The 19,503-nt window shown below is 75.8% G+C and carries 14 protein-coding genes; 8 read left to right on the forward strand and 6 right to left on the reverse strand.

The window, feature by feature from the left end; all coding sequences use genetic code 11:
• Positions 1–40 precede the first annotated feature (40 nt).
• Entirely contained in the window at positions 41–889 is an 849-nt protein-coding gene (locus IEY94_RS05660; RefSeq protein ID WP_189168984.1) for a 3-hydroxyacyl-CoA dehydrogenase family protein, read from the forward strand.
• Between the two features lie 86 nt (positions 890–975).
• The gene (locus IEY94_RS05665) at positions 976–2,154 is read left to right on the forward strand and encodes a sensor domain-containing phosphodiesterase (protein ID WP_189168985.1); all 1,179 of its coding nucleotides are present in this window, start codon (positions 976–978) and stop codon (positions 2,152–2,154) included.
• A 10-nt stretch (positions 2,155–2,164) separates the two neighbouring features.
• Here the strand turns inward: IEY94_RS05665 and IEY94_RS05670 are convergent, their stop codons facing one another.
• Together IEY94_RS05670 and IEY94_RS05675 are read right to left on the reverse strand one after the other, a co-directional pair.
• Positions 2,165–2,950, reverse strand: a complete 786-nt coding sequence (locus IEY94_RS05670; RefSeq protein ID WP_229783357.1) for an ABC transporter permease — start codon at positions 2,948–2,950, stop codon at positions 2,165–2,167.
• On the reverse strand, positions 2,947–3,801 hold the full coding sequence (locus IEY94_RS05675) for an ABC transporter ATP-binding protein (protein ID WP_189168986.1): 855 nt from the start codon (positions 3,799–3,801) through the stop codon (positions 2,947–2,949). The genes IEY94_RS05670 and IEY94_RS05675 overlap by 4 nt, the downstream gene beginning before the upstream one ends.
• A 254-nt stretch (positions 3,802–4,055) precedes the next feature.
• On the opposite strand from IEY94_RS05675, the gene IEY94_RS05680 reads away from it, so the two are divergent.
• Positions 4,056–7,835, forward strand: a complete 3,780-nt coding sequence (locus tag IEY94_RS05680; protein WP_189168987.1) for an AMP-binding protein — start codon at positions 4,056–4,058, stop codon at positions 7,833–7,835.
• A gap of 147 nt (positions 7,836–7,982) precedes the next feature.
• On the opposite strand, the gene IEY94_RS05685 is transcribed toward IEY94_RS05680, so the two are convergent.
• Together IEY94_RS05685 and IEY94_RS05690 are read right to left on the reverse strand one after the other, a co-directional pair.
• Positions 7,983–8,621: a DUF4126 domain-containing protein gene (locus IEY94_RS05685; protein WP_189168988.1), complete on the reverse strand. Its 639-nt coding sequence runs from the start codon at positions 8,619–8,621 to the stop codon at positions 7,983–7,985.
• A 135-nt stretch (positions 8,622–8,756) separates the two neighbouring features.
• Positions 8,757–10,262 carry a M4 family metallopeptidase gene (locus tag IEY94_RS05690; RefSeq protein ID WP_229783358.1) on the reverse strand — a complete coding sequence of 502 codons (1,506 nt, stop codon included), beginning with the start codon at positions 10,260–10,262 and terminating at the stop codon, positions 8,757–8,759.
• A gap of 317 nt (positions 10,263–10,579) precedes the next feature.
• On the opposite strand from IEY94_RS05690, the gene nucS reads away from it, so the two are divergent.
• The 5 genes from nucS to IEY94_RS05715 all read left to right on the forward strand — a co-directional run bounded on the left by nucS (position 10,580) and on the right by IEY94_RS05715 (position 15,544).
• The gene (gene nucS, locus IEY94_RS05695; RefSeq protein WP_189168990.1) at positions 10,580–11,239 is read left to right on the forward strand and encodes an endonuclease NucS; all 660 of its coding nucleotides are present in this window, start codon (positions 10,580–10,582) and stop codon (positions 11,237–11,239) included.
• A gap of 189 nt (positions 11,240–11,428) precedes the next feature.
• The gene (locus tag IEY94_RS05700) at positions 11,429–13,054 is read left to right on the forward strand and encodes a 3-hydroxyacyl-CoA dehydrogenase family protein (RefSeq protein ID WP_189168991.1); all 1,626 of its coding nucleotides are present in this window, start codon (positions 11,429–11,431) and stop codon (positions 13,052–13,054) included.
• The gene (locus IEY94_RS05705) at positions 13,051–13,353 is read left to right on the forward strand and encodes an Rv1322 family protein (RefSeq protein ID WP_189168992.1); all 303 of its coding nucleotides are present in this window, start codon (positions 13,051–13,053) and stop codon (positions 13,351–13,353) included. The genes IEY94_RS05700 and IEY94_RS05705 overlap by 4 nt, the downstream gene beginning before the upstream one ends.
• Before the next feature lie 204 nt (positions 13,354–13,557).
• Positions 13,558–14,703, forward strand: coding sequence for an LCP family protein (locus tag IEY94_RS05710; RefSeq protein WP_189169352.1), 1,146 nt, complete (start codon positions 13,558–13,560; stop codon positions 14,701–14,703).
• Positions 14,704–14,767: 64 nt separating this feature from the next.
• Positions 14,768–15,544 carry an alpha/beta hydrolase gene (locus tag IEY94_RS05715; RefSeq protein WP_189168993.1) on the forward strand — a complete coding sequence of 259 codons (777 nt, stop codon included), beginning with the start codon at positions 14,768–14,770 and terminating at the stop codon, positions 15,542–15,544.
• On the opposite strand, the gene IEY94_RS05720 is transcribed toward IEY94_RS05715, so the two are convergent.
• Positions 15,505–18,183 (reverse strand): response regulator, encoded by a 2,679-nt coding sequence (locus IEY94_RS05720; protein ID WP_189168994.1) that lies wholly within the window; start codon positions 18,181–18,183, stop codon positions 15,505–15,507. The genes IEY94_RS05715 and IEY94_RS05720 overlap by 40 nt on opposite strands.
• 106 nt (positions 18,184–18,289) lie before the next feature.
• On the reverse strand, positions 18,290–19,501 hold the full coding sequence (locus IEY94_RS05725) for an AI-2E family transporter (RefSeq protein ID WP_189168995.1): 1,212 nt from the start codon (positions 19,499–19,501) through the stop codon (positions 18,290–18,292).
• Positions 19,502–19,503: the final 2 nt, after the last annotated feature.

Below are 19,503 nucleotides of genomic sequence, written 5' to 3' on the forward strand. Positions count from 1 at the left end.
GGGTCGCGGCGGAGTTGTTCGTCCGGACAGGAGGTACCCCATGGCGGGTCGGCTGGCAGTGATCGGCGCGGGACTGATGGGCGCGGGGATCGCCCAGGTGGCGGCGGCCGCGGGCTGGCGGGTCACCCTGCGCGACCTGGACGACGCGGCCGTGCAGCGCGGGCTCGACGGCATCCGCGCCTCGCTGGGCAGGTTCGCCGGCAAGGGGAAGATCAGCGAGGCGGACGCCGCCGCGGCGCTGGACCGGATCACCCCGACCACCGAGCTGGACGCCGCCGCCGAGGCGGACATCGTCGTCGAGGCCGTCTTCGAGAAGATCGAGATCAAGCACGAGGTGTTCCGCGCGCTGGACAAGATCTGCCGGGACGGCGCCGTGCTGGCCACCAACACCTCGGCGATCCCGATCACGCAGATCGCCGCCGTGACGCAGCGGCCCGAGGCCGTGGTGGGTACGCACTTCTTCTCGCCCGTACCGATGATGCAGCTCTGCGAGCTGGTCCGCGGCTTCAAGACCAGCGACGCCACGCTCGCGGCGGCGCGGGAGTTCGCCGAGGGCGTCGGCAAGACCTGCATCGTCGTCCAGCGGGACATCGCCGGCTTCGTCACCACCCGGCTGATCTGCGCCCTGGTGATGGAGGCGGTGAAGCTGGTCGAGACCGGCGTGGTCAGCGCCGAGGACCTGGACACCGCCTGCAAGCTCGGCTTCGGGCACGTGATGGGCCCGCTGGCCACCTGCGACCTCACCGGAACGGACATCCTGCTCAACGCGGCGAAAAACATCTACGCCGACACCGCGGACGAGAAGTTCTTCCCGCCGGAGCTGCTGCAGCGGATGGTCGCCGCGGGCGACCTCGGCCGCAAGTCCGGCCGCGGCTTCTACCAGCACTGAGCCGATCGGCGCGCCGGTCCGCTCAGGTCCGGGCCGGCGCGGCCGATGGTCCCCGATGGAGTACCCCTGCGTCCGGTGAGGTCCCGATGGGCAAGCAGCGCACGGCGGAGGGCGACCAGGTCGCCGAGCTGCTGCGTACCGCGAAGCGCTCGCTCGGGCTCAGCGTGGCCTTCCTCAGCCGGTTCGAGGGCGACAAGCAGCACCTGGACGTGGTCGAGTCGTCGATCCCGCTGCTGTTCCGCGAGGGCGTGACGCAGGTCCGCGAGACGTCGCTGTGCCAGGCGATCCTGGACCGCAAGCTGCCGGCCGTCATCCCCGACCTGACGCAGTACCCCGCCGCGATGCGGCTGCCCGCGGCCCGGCTGCCGCGGATCCGCAGCTTCGTGTCGGCGCCGGTGGTGCTGTCGGACGGCACGCTGTACGGCACCTTCTGCGCCGCCGGCATGACCGCGGACAGCGACCTGACCCCGCGGGACGCGAAGCTCATGGACGTGCTCGCCCGGGCCGCGGCGGTGGTGATCGAGCCGGGCGTCCGGGACGCCGAGCGCCGCGCGGACATCGACGGCCGGCTGGACGCCGTGGTCGCCGCCGGCGGCCCGGACATCGCGTTGCAGCCGATCGTCGCGCTCGCCGACGGCGGGCGGGTCGGGGCGGAGGCGCTGAGCCGGTTCCCGGCGGCCTGGCAGCGCACCCCGGACGTCTGCTTCGCCGAGGCGCACAGCGTCGGCCGCGGGGTGGAGCTGGAGCTGATCGCGCTGGAGCGGGCCGCGGCGCAGCTCGCCGTCGTCCCCGGCTACGTGTCGATGAACCTGTCGCCGGCCGTGCTGACCGACCCGGCCGCGGCCGCGGTGCTGGGCCGGATGCCGCTGGACCGGGTGGTGCTGGAGCTGTCCGAGCACGTCCCGGTCGAGGACTACGACACGCTGACCAAGGTGCTCGCGCCGCTGCGCGCGGGCGGCCTGCGGCTGGCCATCGACGACGTGGGCGCGGGCTTCTCCTCGCTGCGGCACATCGTGCTGACCTCCCCGGACATGCTCAAGCTCGACCGCAGCGTGATCACCGGCGTGGCCGGGGACCCGGTGCTGACCACGCTGATCCGGTCGCTGGTGGGGTTCGGGCACGGCTGCGGGGCGTCGGTGGTGGCCGAGGGCGTGGAGACGGCCGCGGACGCCGCGGCGTTGCTGGACCTCGGCGTCGACCACGGCCAGGGCTGGCACTTCGGCCGCCCGGGCCCGGCCGACCAGCTCGCCCCGCTGGCGGACTGACCCCGCGCGGTCAGGTGTCGGCGGACCAGCGGAAGGTGCGCAGGCACAGCACCAGCCCGAGGACGCACCACGCGCCCAGCACCAGCGCCACCCGCCCCAGCTCCCACGACCCGGCCGGCTCCAGCGCGCCGAACGACTCCGGCAGGAACACCGCGCGCAGCCCCTGGCACATCCACTTGAGCGGGAACACCGCGGCCACCTGCTGCATCCACTCCGGCAGCCGGGTGAACTCGACGAACACGCCGGAGGTGAACTGGAGCACCAGCGCCACCGGCGTGACCACCGCGGTGGCGCCGCGGGCGCTGCGCGGGACCGAGGAGAACGCGATCCCGCACAGCGTGCACGCGGTCACGCCGAGCACCGACACCCAGGCGAACGTCCACCAGGCGGCCGCGGTACCGGGCAGGTCCAGGCCGAAGAACGCCAGCGCGACGGCCAGCAGCAGCACCGTCTCGGCCAGCGCGATGACCGCCACCAGCACGACCTTGCCGGCGAAGTACGCCCACGGCGGCATCGGCGTGCCGCGCAGCCGCTTGAGCACGCCGCGCTCCCGCTCGATCGGGATCTGGATCGCCAGCGCCTGGAACCCGACCGTCATCAGGCCGGTGGCGATCATGCCGGTGACGAAGTACTGGGTGAAGGTGACGCCCGGCGCCAGGTCCCAGTCGAAGATGGACGAGAAGATCACGATCATCAGTACCGGGAAGACGATCGTGAAGACGACCGACTCCCGGCTGCGCAGGAACTGGGTCAGCTCCAGCCGCCCGCGCCGCCAGCTCAGCCCCACCGGGTTCACGCGCTCTCCCCGATCATCCGCAGGTACGTCTCCTCCAGCGTGGGCCGGGTGACGGTCAGGCCCGGCACCTCCCCGCCGTGCGCCGCGGCCAGCTCGGCGACCAGCGCCGTCGGCGCGTCGGTGGCCCGCTCCCGGGGCGCGCCGCCGGCGTCCCGCCAGCGGACGACGGCCGCCGCGCGCTCCCGCCCGCCGAGGGCGGCCGGGGTGTTCACCTCGGCGATCCGGCCGGCGACGATCACCGCCACCCGGTCGGCCAGCGCCTCGGCCTCGTCCAGGTAGTGCGTGGTCAGCAGGATCGTCGTACCGGCGCCGGCCAGCGCCCGCAGCAGCGCCCAGAAGTCGCGCCGGGCCCGCGGGTCGAAGCCGGTGGTGGGCTCGTCCAGGAACAGCAGCTCCGGGCGGCCGACGATGCCGAGGGCGACGTCCAGCCGGCGCTTCTGCCCGCCGGACAGCGCGCGGGTGCGCCGGCCGGCGCTGTCGGCGAGGCCGACCCGGTCGATCACCGCGGCCGGGTCGTCGGCGGCCGGGTACAGGCCGGCGAAGTGGGTGACGACCTCACGCACGGTGAGGTCGTCGAACTCGCCGGTGCTCTGCAACACGATCCCGATCCGGGCCCGCCAGGCGGCGTCCGCGGCGGCCGGGTCGAGGCCGAGCACCCGGACGTCGCCGGCGTCCCGGCGCCGGTACCCCTCCAGGATCTCCACGGTCGTCGTCTTGCCGGCGCCGTTGGGTCCGAGCAGCGCGAACACCTCGCCCGTACGGACGTCGAGGTCCACCCCGGCGACGGCCGTGCGGTCGCCGTAGGACCTGCGCAGGCCGCGCGCGGCGACGGCCAGTCCTTCTGTCGTCATTCGCCCACTATCGCGTGCGGTGCCCGTCGGCCAGTCGGCGGACCCCCCGCCCGCCGACCCGGTCACAACAGCCCTGACCTGCGGCGATGGCCGGTTGCCGATCTCGGCGGCGGCCCTTACGGTGAGTGGGCCATCGAGAAAAATTGATTCCGCGGCCGTCGGTGGGCGGCCGTGCGAACCACCGGTCCGGCTCTGCCAACCGCGCCGGTGGGCTCAGTCGCGCGTCTGGGGCAGACGCGACGAAAGGGACCGCAGTGACCTCCAGCGCCGACCCGCGCCTGCGCGCGGTTTTCTCCGCCACCGTGGACCGCCAGCCGAACGCCATCGCCGTCGTCTGCGAGGACCGCTTCCTCACCTACGCGGAGCTGGCCGACCTGACCGACCGGCTGGCCCGGCGGCTGCGCCAGCACGGCGTGCGCCGCGGCGACGTCGTCGCCGTGCACTTCGCCCCCTCCGAGCTGCCGATCATCGCGATCCTGGCCTGCCACTCGCTCGCCGCCACGTACGTGCCGCTGGACGCGCACTACCCGACCGAGCGGATCGCCGGGATCATCGCCGAGCTGGGCGTGACCTGGTGCGTCACCGAGCGCGACCTCGGCGACCGGGTCGCCCCGCTGCTGGCCGCCCGCCGGACCATCGCGATCAGCCACGACTCCGCCTTCTTCACCGCCGGCGTGCCGGCCGAGCAGCGGACCCGGATCAACGAGGCCGAACCGGACGACCCGGCGTACGTCACGTACACCCGCGACGCCGCCGGCAACCGCCGGGCCGTGGTGGCCGAGCACCGGCACGTCGCCGCGTACCTCGCCGGCTTCGCCGAGGTCTGCCAGACGACCGTGGGCGACCGGGTGTACCAGGGGCACTCGCTGAGCTTCGACGGCAGCGTCGCCGAGATCTGGGCGGCCCTGGCCACCGGCGCCACGCTGGTCGTCCCCGACGTCGACGCGCCGACCGGCGGGCCCGGGCTGGCCGCGGTGCTCGCCGCGCTGGACATCACCCACCTGGCCACCACGCCGGCCGGGCTGGCCGGGCTGGACCCCGCCGCCGTACCGGCGCTGCGCGCGGTCGTGCTCTCCGGCGGCGCCTGCCCGCCCGACCTGATCGACCGGTGGACGGCCCGCGGCACGACCCTGCTGAACGTGTACGGCCCCGCCGAGACGACCGTGCACGCCCTGGTCAAGCGGTGCGAGCCGGGCCAGCCGGTGACGCTCGGCCGGGCGCTGCCCGGCTACGCGGTGGACGTCGTCGACACCGGCCTCCAGCCGGTCGTGGACGGGCACACCGGCGAGCTGCTGCTCGGCGGGCCGGCGCTGGCCGCCGGGTACGTCGGCGACCCCGACCTGACCAACGACCGGTTCGTCACCCTCGACGGCGGCCGGCGGGCGTTCCGCACCGGCGACCGGGTCCGCCGGCGCACGGACGGCGAGCTGGAGTACCGCGGCCGGGCCCGGGTGCCGGGGCAGGGGGCGATCCCGCGCCAGCGCTCCGGCGCCCACGACGCGGACCCCGCGCCCGCGGCGGGTGCCGACCCGCACGCGCCCGCCGACCCGAAGCCGGCCGCCCCGGCGGCTGAGCGGGACCGGCCGGCGGTCCCCGCGGACCCGGCTGGCGCGGTCCGCGGGGTGGCCCGCCCGATTGCCGCCGCGCCCGCCGCCGCGGCGTTCATCCCCGCGCAGCGGCCCGCCCCCGGCAGCCGGTCCCGCCGGCCGCGCACCGACGGGACGCCGACGCTGATCGGCCCGCCGACCCCGACCCCGCCGCTGTACCCGCCGCCACCGCCGACCGCCCGGGACGTCTTCCGGGACCACTCGGCCGACGACCGGGCGGCCACCCGGCGGCGGCAGACGCTGGCGCTGTACCCGATCGCCGCGCTGTACGCCGTCCCCGCCGGCATCGCCGGCGCGCTCCTCGCCGACTGGGCCGGCGGCGGCCGCGGCCTGCCCGGCCTGCTCGGCGGCCTGGCGCTGCTCGGCCTGCTCACCTGGCCCGCCCTGCTCGCCGTGGCCCTCGCCGCCAAGTGGCTGATCATCGGCCGGTACGCCGCCGGCGAGTACCCGGTCGGCGGCCCGTACTACCGCAAGTGGTGGCTGGTCGAGCGCTTCCGCGCGGCCAGCGGCGCCGGCCTGCTCGCCGGCACCCCGGCCCTGCCGGTGTACCTGCGCCTGCTCGGCGCCCGGGTCGGCCCGGGCTGCCGGGTCGACACCGCGACCGTCGGCGCGGTCGACCTGCTGACCCTCGGCGCCGACAGCAGCGTCGGCACCGGCGCCGACCTGCGCGGCTGGCGGGTCGAGGCCGGCCTGCTGCGGATCGGCCCGGTGTCCGTCGGCGCCCGCGCCTTCGTCGGCAGCCACGCCACCCTCGCCCCCGGCAGCGCCGTCGGCGACGACGGCGCGCTCGACGACGGCTCCGCGCTCGCCGACGGGGAGCGGCTGCCCGCCGGCGAGCACCGCCGCGGCACCCCGGCGGTCCCGGCCCGGGTCCCGCTGCCCGCGCCCGACGCCCCGGCCGGGCGCGGCCGCCGGCTCGGGTACGGCCTGCTGCACCTCGCCGCCGGGTACGCCGTGCTCGCCGCGCACGCGGTGGCGCTGCTGCCGGCCGTCCTGCTGTACCGCCTGCTGACCCCCGCCGTCGGCGGCTGGTCGGCCGCTGCCGCCGTCATCGTCGCCACGCCGGTGCTGGTGCCGCTCGCCGCGGTGCTGCTCGCCGCCGTCCGCCGGCTGCTGGTCGGCACGGTGTACGCCGGCGAGGTCGCCGTGCACAGCCCCGCGTACCTGCGGCGCTGGGTCGGCGACCAGATCGACCGCGGCGCCCGGGCAGCGCTGGCGCCGCTGTACGGCACGCTGTTCGCCGGCCGCCTGCTGCGCCTGTTCGGCGCGCAGACCGCGCCGGGCATCGAGATCGACCGGCCGGCCCTGCTCGCGCCGGAGATGCTCAACCTCGGCGCCGGCAGCCACCTCGCCGCCGGCGCGGTGGTCGGGCCGCGGCGGGCGTACGGCGGGGTCCTCACCATCGCCGCCAACCGCGTCGGCCGGCACAGCGAGGTCGGCGACGGCGCGCTGCTGCCGCCGGGCGTCAGCGTCGGCAACGACTCGGTGGTCGACGCCGGCGCGCTGCTGCCGGTCGGCGGCCCGCGGCCCGGCGACGGGGCCCGGCTGGCCGGCGCCCCCGCGTACCCGGTCGCGCCCGCCGCCCCGCCCCCCGCGCCGCACCCGCGCACGGGCCGCGAGCGGCTCGTGCGCGGGCTGCTCGACGGGCTGCGGGTGCCGCTGGCGTACGGGCTGGCGCTCGCCGGGCTGGTCGCGTTCGTGGCGCCGGTGTACGCGCTGTGGTCCCGGTTCGGCGCGTGGGCCGCGCTGCCGGCGGCGCCGCTGGCCGCGCTGCTGGCCGGCGCGGCGGTGCTGCTGGCGACGGCGGCGCTCAAGGCGCTGGTGCTCGGCCGGGTGACCGCCCGCGACGTGCCGCGCTGGTCGCCGTACGCGCACCTGTACGGGCTGGTCCAGGCCGTGTACGACACCGTCGCGGCGCCGCTGCTCGCCCCGCTGGTCGGCACCCCGCGGCTGGCCCGGCTGCTGCGGCTGTTCGGCGCGACGATCGGCAGCCACGTGCACCTGGGGACGACCGCGCTGTCCGGCTTCGACCTGATCCACGTCGACGACTTCGCCACGGTCGACGCCGACGCCACGCTGCGCGGGGGCCTGCTCGCCGCGCAGCGGCTGCACACCGCCCCGGTGACCGTCGCGGCGGCGGCGACGGTCGGCGCCGGCGCCCTGCTGCTGGCCGGCGCCACGGTCGGCGCCGACGCCGCGCTGGCCGCCCGGACGGTCCTGCCGCCCGGCGCGGACACCCCGCCCGGCGCCCGGCTGCACGGCGTCCCCGGCCGCCCGGTCGGTGCGGACGCCCCGCCCCCGGCGGCGGGCCTGCCGCGGCGGGACGGCGGCCCGGTCGAGGGCGGGCGGGCGGAGCGGCGGGGCGCGGACGGCGGCGACGGCGTGCGGCCGGCGCTGGGCGCGGTGGCCCCGGCACCCGGCGCCTGACCGCGCGGCGGCCGGTCCGGCGGGCGGCCCGATGCGGCGGCGGCCCGGTCCGGCGGCGGTCCCATGCGGCGCCGGCCCGGTCCGGTGGCGGCCGTGCGGCTCGGGCCGAATGCCGGGCGACCGTGGTCGGGCGGCGTTCGGATCCGGCTACGGTTCGTCCGGCGGCTTGGGCCCGGTCGAGCCCGGCGGCCGGATCGGCGGGGGAGCGGTGCGGGCGGCGCGGCGGCGGCGCAGCAGCCAGCGGATGCCGAACCCGAGCGCGACCAGCAGCACCAGCACCAGGACCGGGAGCAGCACCGCCGCCAGCGACAGCGACACGCTCGCGGCGTCCTCCGCCGTGCTGACCACGGGCGCCCCCGCCCCGACGGTCAGCGTGTTCACCGCTGGCCGGGCCAGCGCCTTCGCCCCGTGCACGGTCAGCGCGACGACCAGCCCGAGCGCCACCGGCACCCACTGGTGCGAGGTGAAGAACGAGCCCGGGTCGGTCACCGTCGCCGTCTCGGACCCCGCCCCGGCGCCGAACACCAGCCCGCCCGCCGCCGGCCGGACCACCGTCTGCACGACGTCGTTGACGTGGTCGACGACCGGTACCTTGTCCGCCACCACCTCGATGACCAGCAGCAGGGCGAGGATGGCCAGCGTCCACCCGTTGCTCAGCCACTCCCAGCCCGGCGGGAGCCCGACGAGCGCGGTGTACCGGGCCAGGAGGCCGAGGACGAGCATGGGGATGTAGGCGTTGAGGCCCGCGGCGGCGGCGAGCCCGGTCCCGGTCAGCAACTCCAGCACCCCACCAGCATCCCCGTTCCCCGCATCCCGCGCCGCGGTGTGCGGGGAACGGGACGGCGCGCGGGCGCGGGGTGCCGGACGGCGGGGTGCGGCAGCAGGGCGCGGCGCGGGCGCCTCAGCGGTGCGGGGCGGCGGTCAGCAGGACTCGCTGCCCCGGACGCCGACGGCGTCCCACGCCCGCTGGACGGCGGCGCACTCGGGCCCGCCGCGGAACAGCTCGCCGGCCGCCGCCACCGTCGCCGCCCGCGCCCCGGCGTGGGTCCAGCCCGAGGTCTTGCGGGACAGCGCGCCCATGAAGATCCGGCCGGCCTTCCGGATGCCGATGCCGCTGACGGTGCTGTTGTTGCAGGTCGGGGACTTCGGCTGCCCGTTGGTCGGGTTGGAGCCCTCGGCCAGCAGGTAGAACCAGTGGTTCTGCACCCCGGCGGCCCGGTACGTCGCCGGCGGGTTGCCGGTCCACATGCAGTTGGCGTCGCCGACCCGGCTCGGGTCGTACAGGTACCGGAACGGCCCCTTGCCGTCGAGGTCGGCCAGCTCGCCGACCTCGTAGTCCGGCTTGTCGTTCGGGTGGTTGGCGTAGAACTCGGTGAGGGCGCCGAAGATGTCGCCGGTGGACTCGTTCAGGCCGCCGGCCTCGTTGCCGCTGCCGGTACCGCCCGGGGTGTTCTGGAAGATGCCGTGCCCGAACTCGTGCGCCACGATGTCGATGGTGGTGAGCTGGCGCTTGTTGTCCTCCGTGCGGCCGAAGGTGGCGTACTGGCCACCCCACGAGGCGTTGACCTGGTTCAGCCCGACCCGGGCGGGGAAGCCGCGGCCGTTGCCGTCGATGCCGTTGCGGCCCAGCCACTCCTTGAGCATGTCCCATTCCTTCTGCGCCGCGTACATCGCGTCCGCGCAGCCGGAGGGCAGGTCAGCCCCACCACCGTTGCCGTAGGAGTTATTGGAGCTGGTGAACGGCGAACCGTTCTGCCCACCACACTGGAGGCCCGGCCGCGACGGGTCGACCATCTTGCCCGAGTCCAGGGCGCCCAGGTCCTGCTTGCCGTAGTAGCCGCCGTGGCCGGTGGCGTGGACGACCTCGTTCCAGGTCCGGTCCTTGAGCACCTTCCCGGACTTGGCGTCGATCACCACGTGCAGGCGGGCCGGGTTGTTGCTCTTGTCGGCGCCCTCGACCAGGACCTCGTAGGCCAGCTTGCCGGCGCCGTCGGCGACGATCACGAGCTTCGGGGTGGCGGCGGTGTCGACCCTGTCGAGCTGCGCCCGGGCCGCGCGGGCGGCTTCCGCGACGGGGAGGCCCGCGCGGGTGGTGCTGACGTTCAGCTCCGCTTTCTGCGCGACCCGGGCGGACAGGACCGCGCCGGCGGCGTCGGTGACGACGACCGCGTCGCCGCCGAGGACGGGCAGGCCGCGGTGGGTGCGCTCGTAGGCGACGTACTGCAACCCCGCGCCCGCCACGTTCGAGCGCTGCTCGAACTCGTCGGCGGGGGAGGCGAAGAACCGCGCCGGGTCGCCGGCGACGAGCCGGTCGGCCGATGCGGCCGCGAGCAGGGCCGGGGCCCGCCCGGCCGGCGCGGCGCCGGCCCGGTCGGCGGGGGCCGCGGCGGGGGCGGCGAGGGCGGCGGCGCCGGTCACGGCGATCACCGCTCCGATGGCACGGGCTGTCGAACGCATCACGACGCTCCGGGTTCCGAGGGGGCGAGGGACCCCGACCGGACGGGCGCTGCCCCACCGGCGGGCGGCAGCGGGAACCCGGCCGGGCGGCGACCCGGGTGGGTGCCGTCCCCGTTCGGGGCGTGCTGCCGGCCTGGCATCCGGTGGCGCCGACGGAAGACCGAGCGGCACCGAGTAAATGCCGTCGGTGATCGACTGTCAACCCCTGCCGGCCCGCCGTCGGCCGGCCCCGGGGCGCGGCGCGGGCGGCCGGCGGGCGGTCCGGGGGCGGCCGGTAGGGTTGCCGGATGCGGTTGGTCATCGCGCGGTGCCAGGTGGACTACGTCGGACGGCTCTCGGCCCACTTGCCGATGGCGACCAGATTGATCATGGTTAAGGCGGACGGATCGGTCTCCATCCACGCCGACGACCGGGCGTACAAGCCGCTCAACTGGATGAGCCCGCCGTGCAAGCTGACCGTCGCGGAGAACGTGTGGACGGTCGCCAACCCCAAGGGCGAGCGGCTGTTGATCACCCTGGACGAGATCCTGCTGGACACCTCGCACGAGCTGGGCATCGACCCCGGGCTGGTCAAGGACGGCGTCGAGGCGCACCTCCAGGAGCTGCTCGCCGCCGCGCCGGAGGTACTCGGCGCGGGCGTGACGCTGGTCCGGCGCGAGTACATGACCGCGATCGGCCCGGTCGACCTGCTCTGCCGGGACGCCGGGGGCGCCGCGATCGCGGTGGAGATCAAGCGGCGCGGCGAGATCGACGGGGTGGAGCAGCTCACCCGGTACCTGGACCTGCTCAACCGCGACCCCCTGCTCGCCCCGGTGGCGGGCGTGTTCGCGGCCCAGGAGATCAAGCCCCAGGCCCGGGTGCTGGCGGAGGACCGCGGCATCCGCTGCGCCCTGCTGGACTACGACGCCCTCCGCGGCATGCAACGCGACGACCTGACCCTCTTCTGACCCGCGTCCCCACCTTGCCGATCATGGGCTGGGGTACCGAATCGCGCCCTGATCCGGCACCCCAGCCCGTGATCGCCGGCTGCGGCGGCAGCGGCGCGGGTCGGCGGGCGTGGCGGGGGTGGGGGCGTGGGAGGATCGGCGGGGCTCGGGCGGCTCGGGTGCGGCCCGGATGACAGCAGGAGGCCAGCGGTGAGCCGTGCGTTCCGGACAGTCGGCGTGATCGGGCTCGGCACCATGGGTGCCGGCATCGTGGAGGTCTGTGCCCGCAACGGCGTCGCCGTCGTCGCCGTCGAGGTCGACGACGCCGCCCTGGAACGCGGCCGGGCCACCCTCGCCCGGTCCACCGACCGGGCCGTCGCCAAGGGCAAGCTCGGCGAGGCCGACCGGGACGCGCTGCACGGGCGGGTCACGTTCGCCGCCGGGCTGGCCGCGCTCGCCGACGTCGACCTGGTGATCGAGGCCGTGCCCGAGCGGCTGGACGTCAAGGCGCCGCTGTTCGCCGAGCTGGACCGGATCTGCCGCCCCGACGCCGTCCTCGCCACCAACACCTCCTCGCTCAGCGTCACCGACATCGCCGCCGCGACCGGCCGGCCCGAGCGGGTCATCGGCGTGCACTTCTTCAACCCCGCGCCGGTGATGAAGCTGGTGGAGATCGTCCGTACGGTCGTCACCGAGCCCGCCCTCGTCGACGACCTGGCCGCCTTCTGCACCGGGCTGGGCAAGGTGCCGGTGACGATCGGCGACCGGGCCGGGTTCATCGCCAACCACCTGCTGTTCGGGTACCTCAACCAGGCGATCGGCATGCTGGAGAGCGGCTTCGCCACCCGCGACGACATCGACGCCGCGATGCAGCACGGCTGCGGCCTGCCGATGGGGCCGTTCGCGCTGCTGGACCTGATCGGGCTGGACACGTCGTACGAGATCCTGCGCACGATGTACGAGCGCGGCGGCCGGTCCCGCCGGCACGCGCCGGCGCCGCTGCTCGCCGAGATGGTCACCGCGGGCCTGCTGGGGCGCAAGTCCGGGCGCGGCTTCCACGCGTACGGGAACGGCCGGCCCGTGCCCCCCGCGGCGGCCGCGCCCGCCGGCGAGGCCCCGCAGCGCATCGGCCTGGTCGGCGCCGGCCCGATGGCCCGCATCCTGGGCGGGCGGCTCGCCGAGGCCGGGCGCACGGTGGTGACCGCCACCGACGACCTGTCGGCGCTCGCCGACGTCGACCTGGTGATCGAGATCTCCCATGCGGACGCCGACACCGTGCGCGCCCGCTTCGCCGAGCTGGGCGCGGTCTGCAAGCCGGGGACCGTGCTCGGCGCCGCCACCAACGCGCTGCCGGTGATCGACTGCGCGATGGCCAGCGGCCGCCCGGAGGACGTCGTCGGGCTGCGCCTGCCCGCGCCGGCGGTGCGGCTGATCGAGGTCGTGCGGACCGTCCGCTCCGGGGAGCCCGCCGTCGCGGCGGCGCGGGCGCTCGGCGCCGCGCTCGGCGGCGCCGTCGTGGAGTGCGGGGACCGGGCCGGGGCGATCGTGCACGCGCTGCTGATGCCGTACCTCAACGACGCCGTCAAGCTGGTCGAGTCGGGCTACGCCGGCCCGGACGACATCGACCACGCGATGACCCTGGGCTGCGGGTACCCGGTCGGGCCGATCGGGTTCATCGACCACGTCGGGCTGGACCGCGCGCTGGCCACCCTGCGCGCCCAGTTCGCCGAGACGGGCGAGCCGTCGTTCGCGCCGGCGCCGCTGCTGGAGCAGATGGTGACCGCCGGCCGGACCGGGCAGCGCGCCGGCCGGGGCTTCCGCCCGCACCAGCGGTGAGCCCGCGGCGCAACCGGCGCGACGACGCCGGCGCGCCGCTCGACCCGGACCGGGTCCGCCGGGGTGCGGGGGCGGTCGAGACGGCGGCGGACGGGGCCTGGCACGTCCGGACGGTGCCGGCCCCGGCGGCGGTGAAGGCGTACCGCTGCCCGGGCTGCGACCACCCGATCCCGCCGGGCACGCCGCACCTGGTGGCGTGGCCGGCGGACGAGCGGGGCGAGGCGGCGGACCGCCGGCACTGGCACGCGGGCTGCTGGCGCGCCCGCGCCCACCGTCCCCTCCGGCCCCGCCACCGCTGACCCGCCGCGGCCGGGCCGGCGGTCGTCCGGCGGCCGGGAGCGGGCGGTGACCACGCCGGACGGACGTCGATCACGTCGAGGCGACGTGATTCACGCGGAATTCATGTCGCTATCCCCGGGTTCGGGCGGTCGGGGGTGGCGGCCGATGGCACCGGGGTCGTAGCGTTCGGCATCGACTCTGGTGGGAGGGTGGACGTGGCGGGTTTGCGGCGGCGGCCGGACGCCGATCGGCAGCGGCGAGCAGGGCGGCAGCGCGGTCCACTGTGGGCCCGGCTGTGCCTGATCGCCGGCCTCGTGCTGGCCGTGGCGGGCGGCGGCAGCGCGGTGGCGGCGACCGTACTGGTGAACCGCGTGGACAGCGCGGTGGGCAAGGGCGACCTGTTCGGCGACGGCGCGGCCGAGGCGGGGGCGCCGCGCGGGATCACCGGCCCGCTCAACATCCTGCTCGCCGGCATCGACCCGCGCGAGTGGGAACCGAACCCCGACCTGCGCGCCGACTCGGTCCTGGTGATGCACATCCCGGCCGGGCTGGACCGGGCGTTCCTGTTCTCGCTGCCGCGCGACCTGCTGGTCGACATCCCGGCCTTCCCGCCGGCCGGGTACGCGGGCGGCAAGGACAAGCTGACCCACGCGATGTACTACGGCTCCCGGGTGCACGGCGACGGCCGCAAGGACCCGGTGCGCGGCTTCGAGCTGCTCTCCCGCACGGTCGGCCACGCCACCGGCATCGCCCGGTTCGACGCCGGGGCGATCGTCACGTTCACCGGCTTCCGCCGGATCGTGGACGCGCTCGGCGGCGTCAAGCTGTACGTCGACATGGACGTCGACTCCATCCACATGCGCCCCGACGGCAAGCACCGCGAGTCCAACCCCGGCGGCGGCGAGGGCGCGGCGGCGTTCCGCGGCCCGCGCAAGCACTACGCCAAGGGCATGCGCACGCTCAGCGGCTGGGAGGCGCTGGACTACACCCGGCAGCGGTACCTGCCCGGCGGCGACTACACCCGGCAGCGGCACCAGCAGCAGTTCCTCCGGGCGATGGCGGCGCAGGCGCTGAGCCGGGACGTCGTGACCAACCCGGCCCGGCTCGACCGGGTGCTCCAGGCGGCCGGCAGGACGCTGACGTTCAGCGGGCGCGGGCACAGCGTGTCCGACTTCGCGTACGCGCTGCGCAACCTGCGCTCGGAGTCGATCACCATGGTCAAGCTGCCGGGCGCCTCGGTCATGCCGGGCGGGGTGTACCAGGGGGAGGCGCTGACGCCCCCGGCGAAGCAGTTCCTGGCCGCGGTGCACGGCGGCCGGGCGGAGGAGTTCCTGCTCTCCCACCCGGAGATGGTCAACCGGACCAAGTAGCGGCCCGGATCACTGTTGCCGGGGTCGCCGCCCGCGGGGCGCGGCGGCGGCGCAGGATGGGGGAGTGAGCACACCCATCCGCGCGAACTCGATCCTGCCGGCCGACCGGACCCCGGTCACGCTGGAGACCGCCGACGGCCTCCGGCTGGTCGGCGAGCTGGCCGTGCCGGCGGCCGGCCGGGCGCCCGCGGCGACGCTGATCTGCCTGCACCCGCTGCCGACGCACGGCGGGATGATGGACAGCCACGTGTTCCGCAAGGCCGCCTGGCGGCTGCCGGCGCTGGCCGACCTGGCCGTCCTGCGGTTCAACACCCGCGGTACGACCAGCGTGCAGGGCACCAGCGAGGGCGCGTTCGACGGCGGCGAGGGGGAGCGGTACGACGTCGCCGCGGCGATCGAGTACGCGGAGTTCGCCGAGCTGCCCCGGCGCTGGCTGGTCGGCTGGTCGTTCGGCACCGACCTGGCCCTGCGGCACGGCTGCGACCCGGCGATCGAGGGGGCGGTCCTGCTCTCCCCGCCGCTGCGCTCGGCCACCGACGCCGACCTGGCCCGCTGGGCCGGCAGCGGCAAGCCGCTGACCGCGCTGGTCCCGGAGCTGGACGACTACCTGCGCCCCGCCGCCGCCCGCGAGCGGTTCGCGGCGATCCCGGCCGCCGAGGTCGTCGGCGTACCGGGGGCGAAGCACCTGTGGGTGGGCGACGCCGAGACGGTCCTGGACGCGATCGTCGCGCGGGTCACGCCGGGCCGCGGGCCACTGCCGGCGACGTGGGACGGACCGATGACGTACGGCGACGCCAGCGCCTACGCCGACCGGACGGTCGCCGCCTTCGACAGCGCCTGAGCCGCCCGCTCGGACACCGCCTGCCCGGCCCGCTCCCGCAGGTGCGGGTCGGTGAGGTCGGCGAGGTGGTGCAGCCAGTCGCGGACGGCGTGCACCGGGTCGGCCTCCTTGGCCGCTATTCCGAGGATCTTGCCGGACAGTCGGGCCTTGTCGGCCGCGGTCAGGTCCTGCGCGGTGAGGACCAGCACGGGGACCTCGCGGGTGTGCGGGTCCTCGTGCAGCGCGGAGATCACCGAGAAGCCGTCCAGGTCGGGCAGCATGAGGTCGCAGATCACCAGGTCGAACCGGTGCTGGCGGGCCAGCCGCAGCCCGTCCAGGCCGTTCTCGGCGGTGACCACGCGCAGGCCCGGCCGGGCCAGCCGCCGCTGCGCCGTCAGCAGGACGGCCGGGTCGTCGTCGATGACCAGGATGTTGGTGTCCTGGTCGGTCAGCGGCGGCACCATGCCGTGCCGGATCAGCCAGGCCAGCAGCAGGTCGTGGTTGATCGGCTTGGTGAAGTAGTCGACCGCGCCGAGCGCCAGCCCGACCGCGTGGTCCTCGACCACGCTGATGATCGCCACCGGGATGTGCCGGAGCCGGTCGTCGGCCTTCAGCCGGCGCATCACCTCCCAGCCGTCGATGCCGGGCAGGATGACGTCCAGCAGGATCACCTCGGGCTGCTGGACGGCGGCCAGCCGCACCCCCTCCTCGCCGTCGGGGGCGATGGTGACGGCGAACCCGACCCGGCGCAGGTGGGTGGCGAGCAGGTCGGCGGCGGCCCGGTCGTCCTCGATGACCAGGATGCCGCCGGGAGCCGGCGGGGTGCCGGGCTCGGCCCGCGGCGCGCTGTCCGGCTGGAGGCTGGGCAGCCAGGCCGTGAACCGGGCGCCGTGGCCGGGTACCGAGCTGACCTCGATCCGGCCGCCGTGCGCCTCGACCAGCCGGCGGGTCAGCGCGAGCCCGAGGCCGCTGCCGGCCTTGTGCATCCGCGGGTCGCCGACCTGCTGGAACTCCTCGAAGATCCGGGCCTGGTCGGCGTCGCTGATGCCGGGCCCGGTGTCGCTGACCGACAGCCCGACCTCGGCGCCGACCTGCCGGCCGGCGACGAAGATGCTGCCGCCCTCGGGCGTGAACTTGATCGCGTTGGAGAGCAGGTTGGTCAGGATCTGCCGCAGCCGGGTGATGTCGGCGCGCAGCGGCAGCGGCGGTACGGCGACGACCATGTCCAGCCGCTTCGCCTCGTGCAGCGACTGGAGGCCGGCGATCACCTCGTGCACCACGTCGGCCGAGTCGATCAGGACCGGGCGCAGCTCGACCTTGCCCGCTTCGATCTTGGACAGGTCCAGCACGTCGTTGATCAGCGCCAGCAGGTGCTGGCCGCTGGTGTGCACGTACTCGATCCACTCGGCCGGGATGACCCGCCCGTCCCCGGCGGGCGGCTCGTCGCGCATGAGGTCGCTGAACCCGATGATCGCGTTCAGCGGGGTGCGCAGCTCGTGGCTCATGTTCGCGACGAACTGGGTCTTGGCCCGGCTCGCCGCGTCGGCCGCGGCCACCGCGGCGGTCAGCCGGTCGGTCAGCGCCTGCCGCTCGGCCAGCAGCGCCGCCGCGCCGCCCAGCTCGCCGAAGAGCGCGATGTCGTCCTCGCTGAACAGCGATTCGTACGCGTCGAGCAGCACCAGCGTGCCGCGCCGGCCGTCGGGCAGCGGCAGCGCGGCGGTGATCCCGTACCGGACCCGCGGGTCGTCGGCCAGTTCCCGGGCCAGCGCCGCGGCCGCGTCCGGGGGCAGCCGCCGGTACGGGCGCCCCGGCGACGTGCGCACCGCAGCGGCCAGCGCCTCGTCCAGCCGGACCGGCCCGCCCCGCGGGTCGCCGGCCGGGCCGGCGCGAGCGGCCACCATGAGGCCGCCCCGCTCCTCGGGCAGCAGCACCAGCACCGCCCGGGAGGCGCTCAGCCGGACGACCGCCTCGACGTACCGCTGCCAGACGCTCGCGGCGGACTCGTTCGGCGCCCGGTCCAGCAGCCGCATGGTCAGCTCCTGGGTCGAGGCGAGCGACCAGCGGCGGCGCAGCCGGGCGGGCGGGACGAACGCCGTCACGTACCCGACCGCCGACACCAGGGCGATCACCCGGGCCGCCCGCCCGCCGTCCGGGCCGGCGACCGCGGTGATCAGGATCACGGCGAACGCCACCGTGCTGAGCGCGGCGAGCTGGAGCCGCAGCCGGGACGAGCCCGCCCGGTTGCGGGCGGCGGCGTACAGGTACCCGGCGGCGACCAGCTCGCCGAGCGCGAACACCCCGGCCATCATCGCGAGGAACCAGGTCGGCCGGGCGCCCAGCTCGGTCATGATCAGGCCGAGGACGGTGGCCGCCCAGCCGAGCGCGGCGGTGGCCCGGACCCACCGGGGGACCGGCCGGATCCGGGCGGCGAGACCGAGGGTGAAGTACGGCTGCCCGAGCAGCAGCGCGGTGAACGAGGTCTGCACCCACTCCGGCGCCCCCACGCCGAGGAAGCGGAAGACGCCCAGCACGAACAGCGCCGTGATCGCGAAAAAGACGATCATGACCTGCCGCTGCACCGCGTCGCGGTGCCGGAGATACCCGGACAACGCGCGCACGAAGACGGCGCAGAACAGGATCTCCACGATCACGACCAGCACCAACGGGCACCTCCGAGCGTGCGGGCATCGCCTCCTGCGGCTACCCGCCCCCGGCCCGCGCCAACCCTCGTACGCCGCCCGAAATGTCAGACCTAGTCGACGGCGATCAGTGCCGCTGCTGGCGCGGGACGACGACCTCGTCGACGATCAACTGGAGCGCGGCCACCGCCGGGATCGCCACCAGCGCGCCGAGTACCCCGAACAGCGCCACCCCGGTCAGCGCCGCGATGATCGCGGCGAGGTCGCTGACCTTCACCGAGCGGCGCATCACCTTGGGGTAGATCAGGTAGTTCTCGATCTGCTGGTACACCAGGAAGAACACCAGGCACGCGATGCCGACCGGGACGGACGTGGCGAAACCGGCCAGGCTGACCACGACCGCGCCCAGCGTCGCCCCGATCTGCGGGATCAGGTCGCACACCGCCACCACGAACGCCAGCGCGAACGCGTACTCGACCCCCACGGCCCGCAGGAAGATGAACGTGGTCACCCCGGCCAGCAGCGCGATCGACAGCGCCCCGACCAGGTACGCGCCCACCTTGGCCAGCACCGCGTCGCTGAGCTTGCTCACCCGGTCCCGGCGCGAGGCCGGCACGAGCTGGTACGCCCGGGCCCGCAGCCGGTTGAACGCCGCCATGAAGTACAGCGTCAGCACCGACACCGTCAGCACCTTGAAGACCGTCCCGAACACCACCCCGGCGCCGCCGACGATCCCGCCGGCCAGGTTCGACAGCCGGTCGGCGGTCGCCGCGGTGCGCAGCTTGTCGATGAGCTGGTACCGGGCGTTCAGGTCGCGCAGCGTCTCGCTGCGGTTGAGCGACTCGATGTACTGCGGGAGCTGGGTCGCGAACTCCTTGGACTGGTGCACCAGCGGCGGGACCAGCGCCAGCAGCCCGCCGGCGAACAGCGCCAGCACCGCCAGCGCCACGATCAGCACCGCGAACCCGCGCCGCATCCGCAGCCGCTGGAGTGCCTCGACGGCCGGGTTCAGCCCGATCGCGAGGAACAGCGCGCTGAACACCAGGACCAGCATCCCGGCGGCGTCGCTGAGCGCCCGGAACAGCATGAACGCGGCCAGCGCGCCGAGGGCGAAGACGAAGCCGAAGACGAACGGGCTGCGGGCCAGCGGCCGGCCCGGCGTGCCGAACGGGGCCCGGTCGTCGGTGTACGAGCCCTCGGTGGTCGCGGCCGCCCGCGCGGGCATCGCCGGGGCGTCACCCGGCCCATCGGTCGGCCCGTCGCCGGGCGCGTCCGCGGGAGCGGAACCGGTCGCCGGCGGATCCGCCGGCGGGTCGTCGTCCTTCCGCGGCTCCGCCATCG

The organism is Pilimelia anulata (genome assembly GCF_014647895.1).
GTDB lineage: Bacteria > Actinomycetota > Actinomycetes > Mycobacteriales > Micromonosporaceae > Pilimelia > Pilimelia anulata.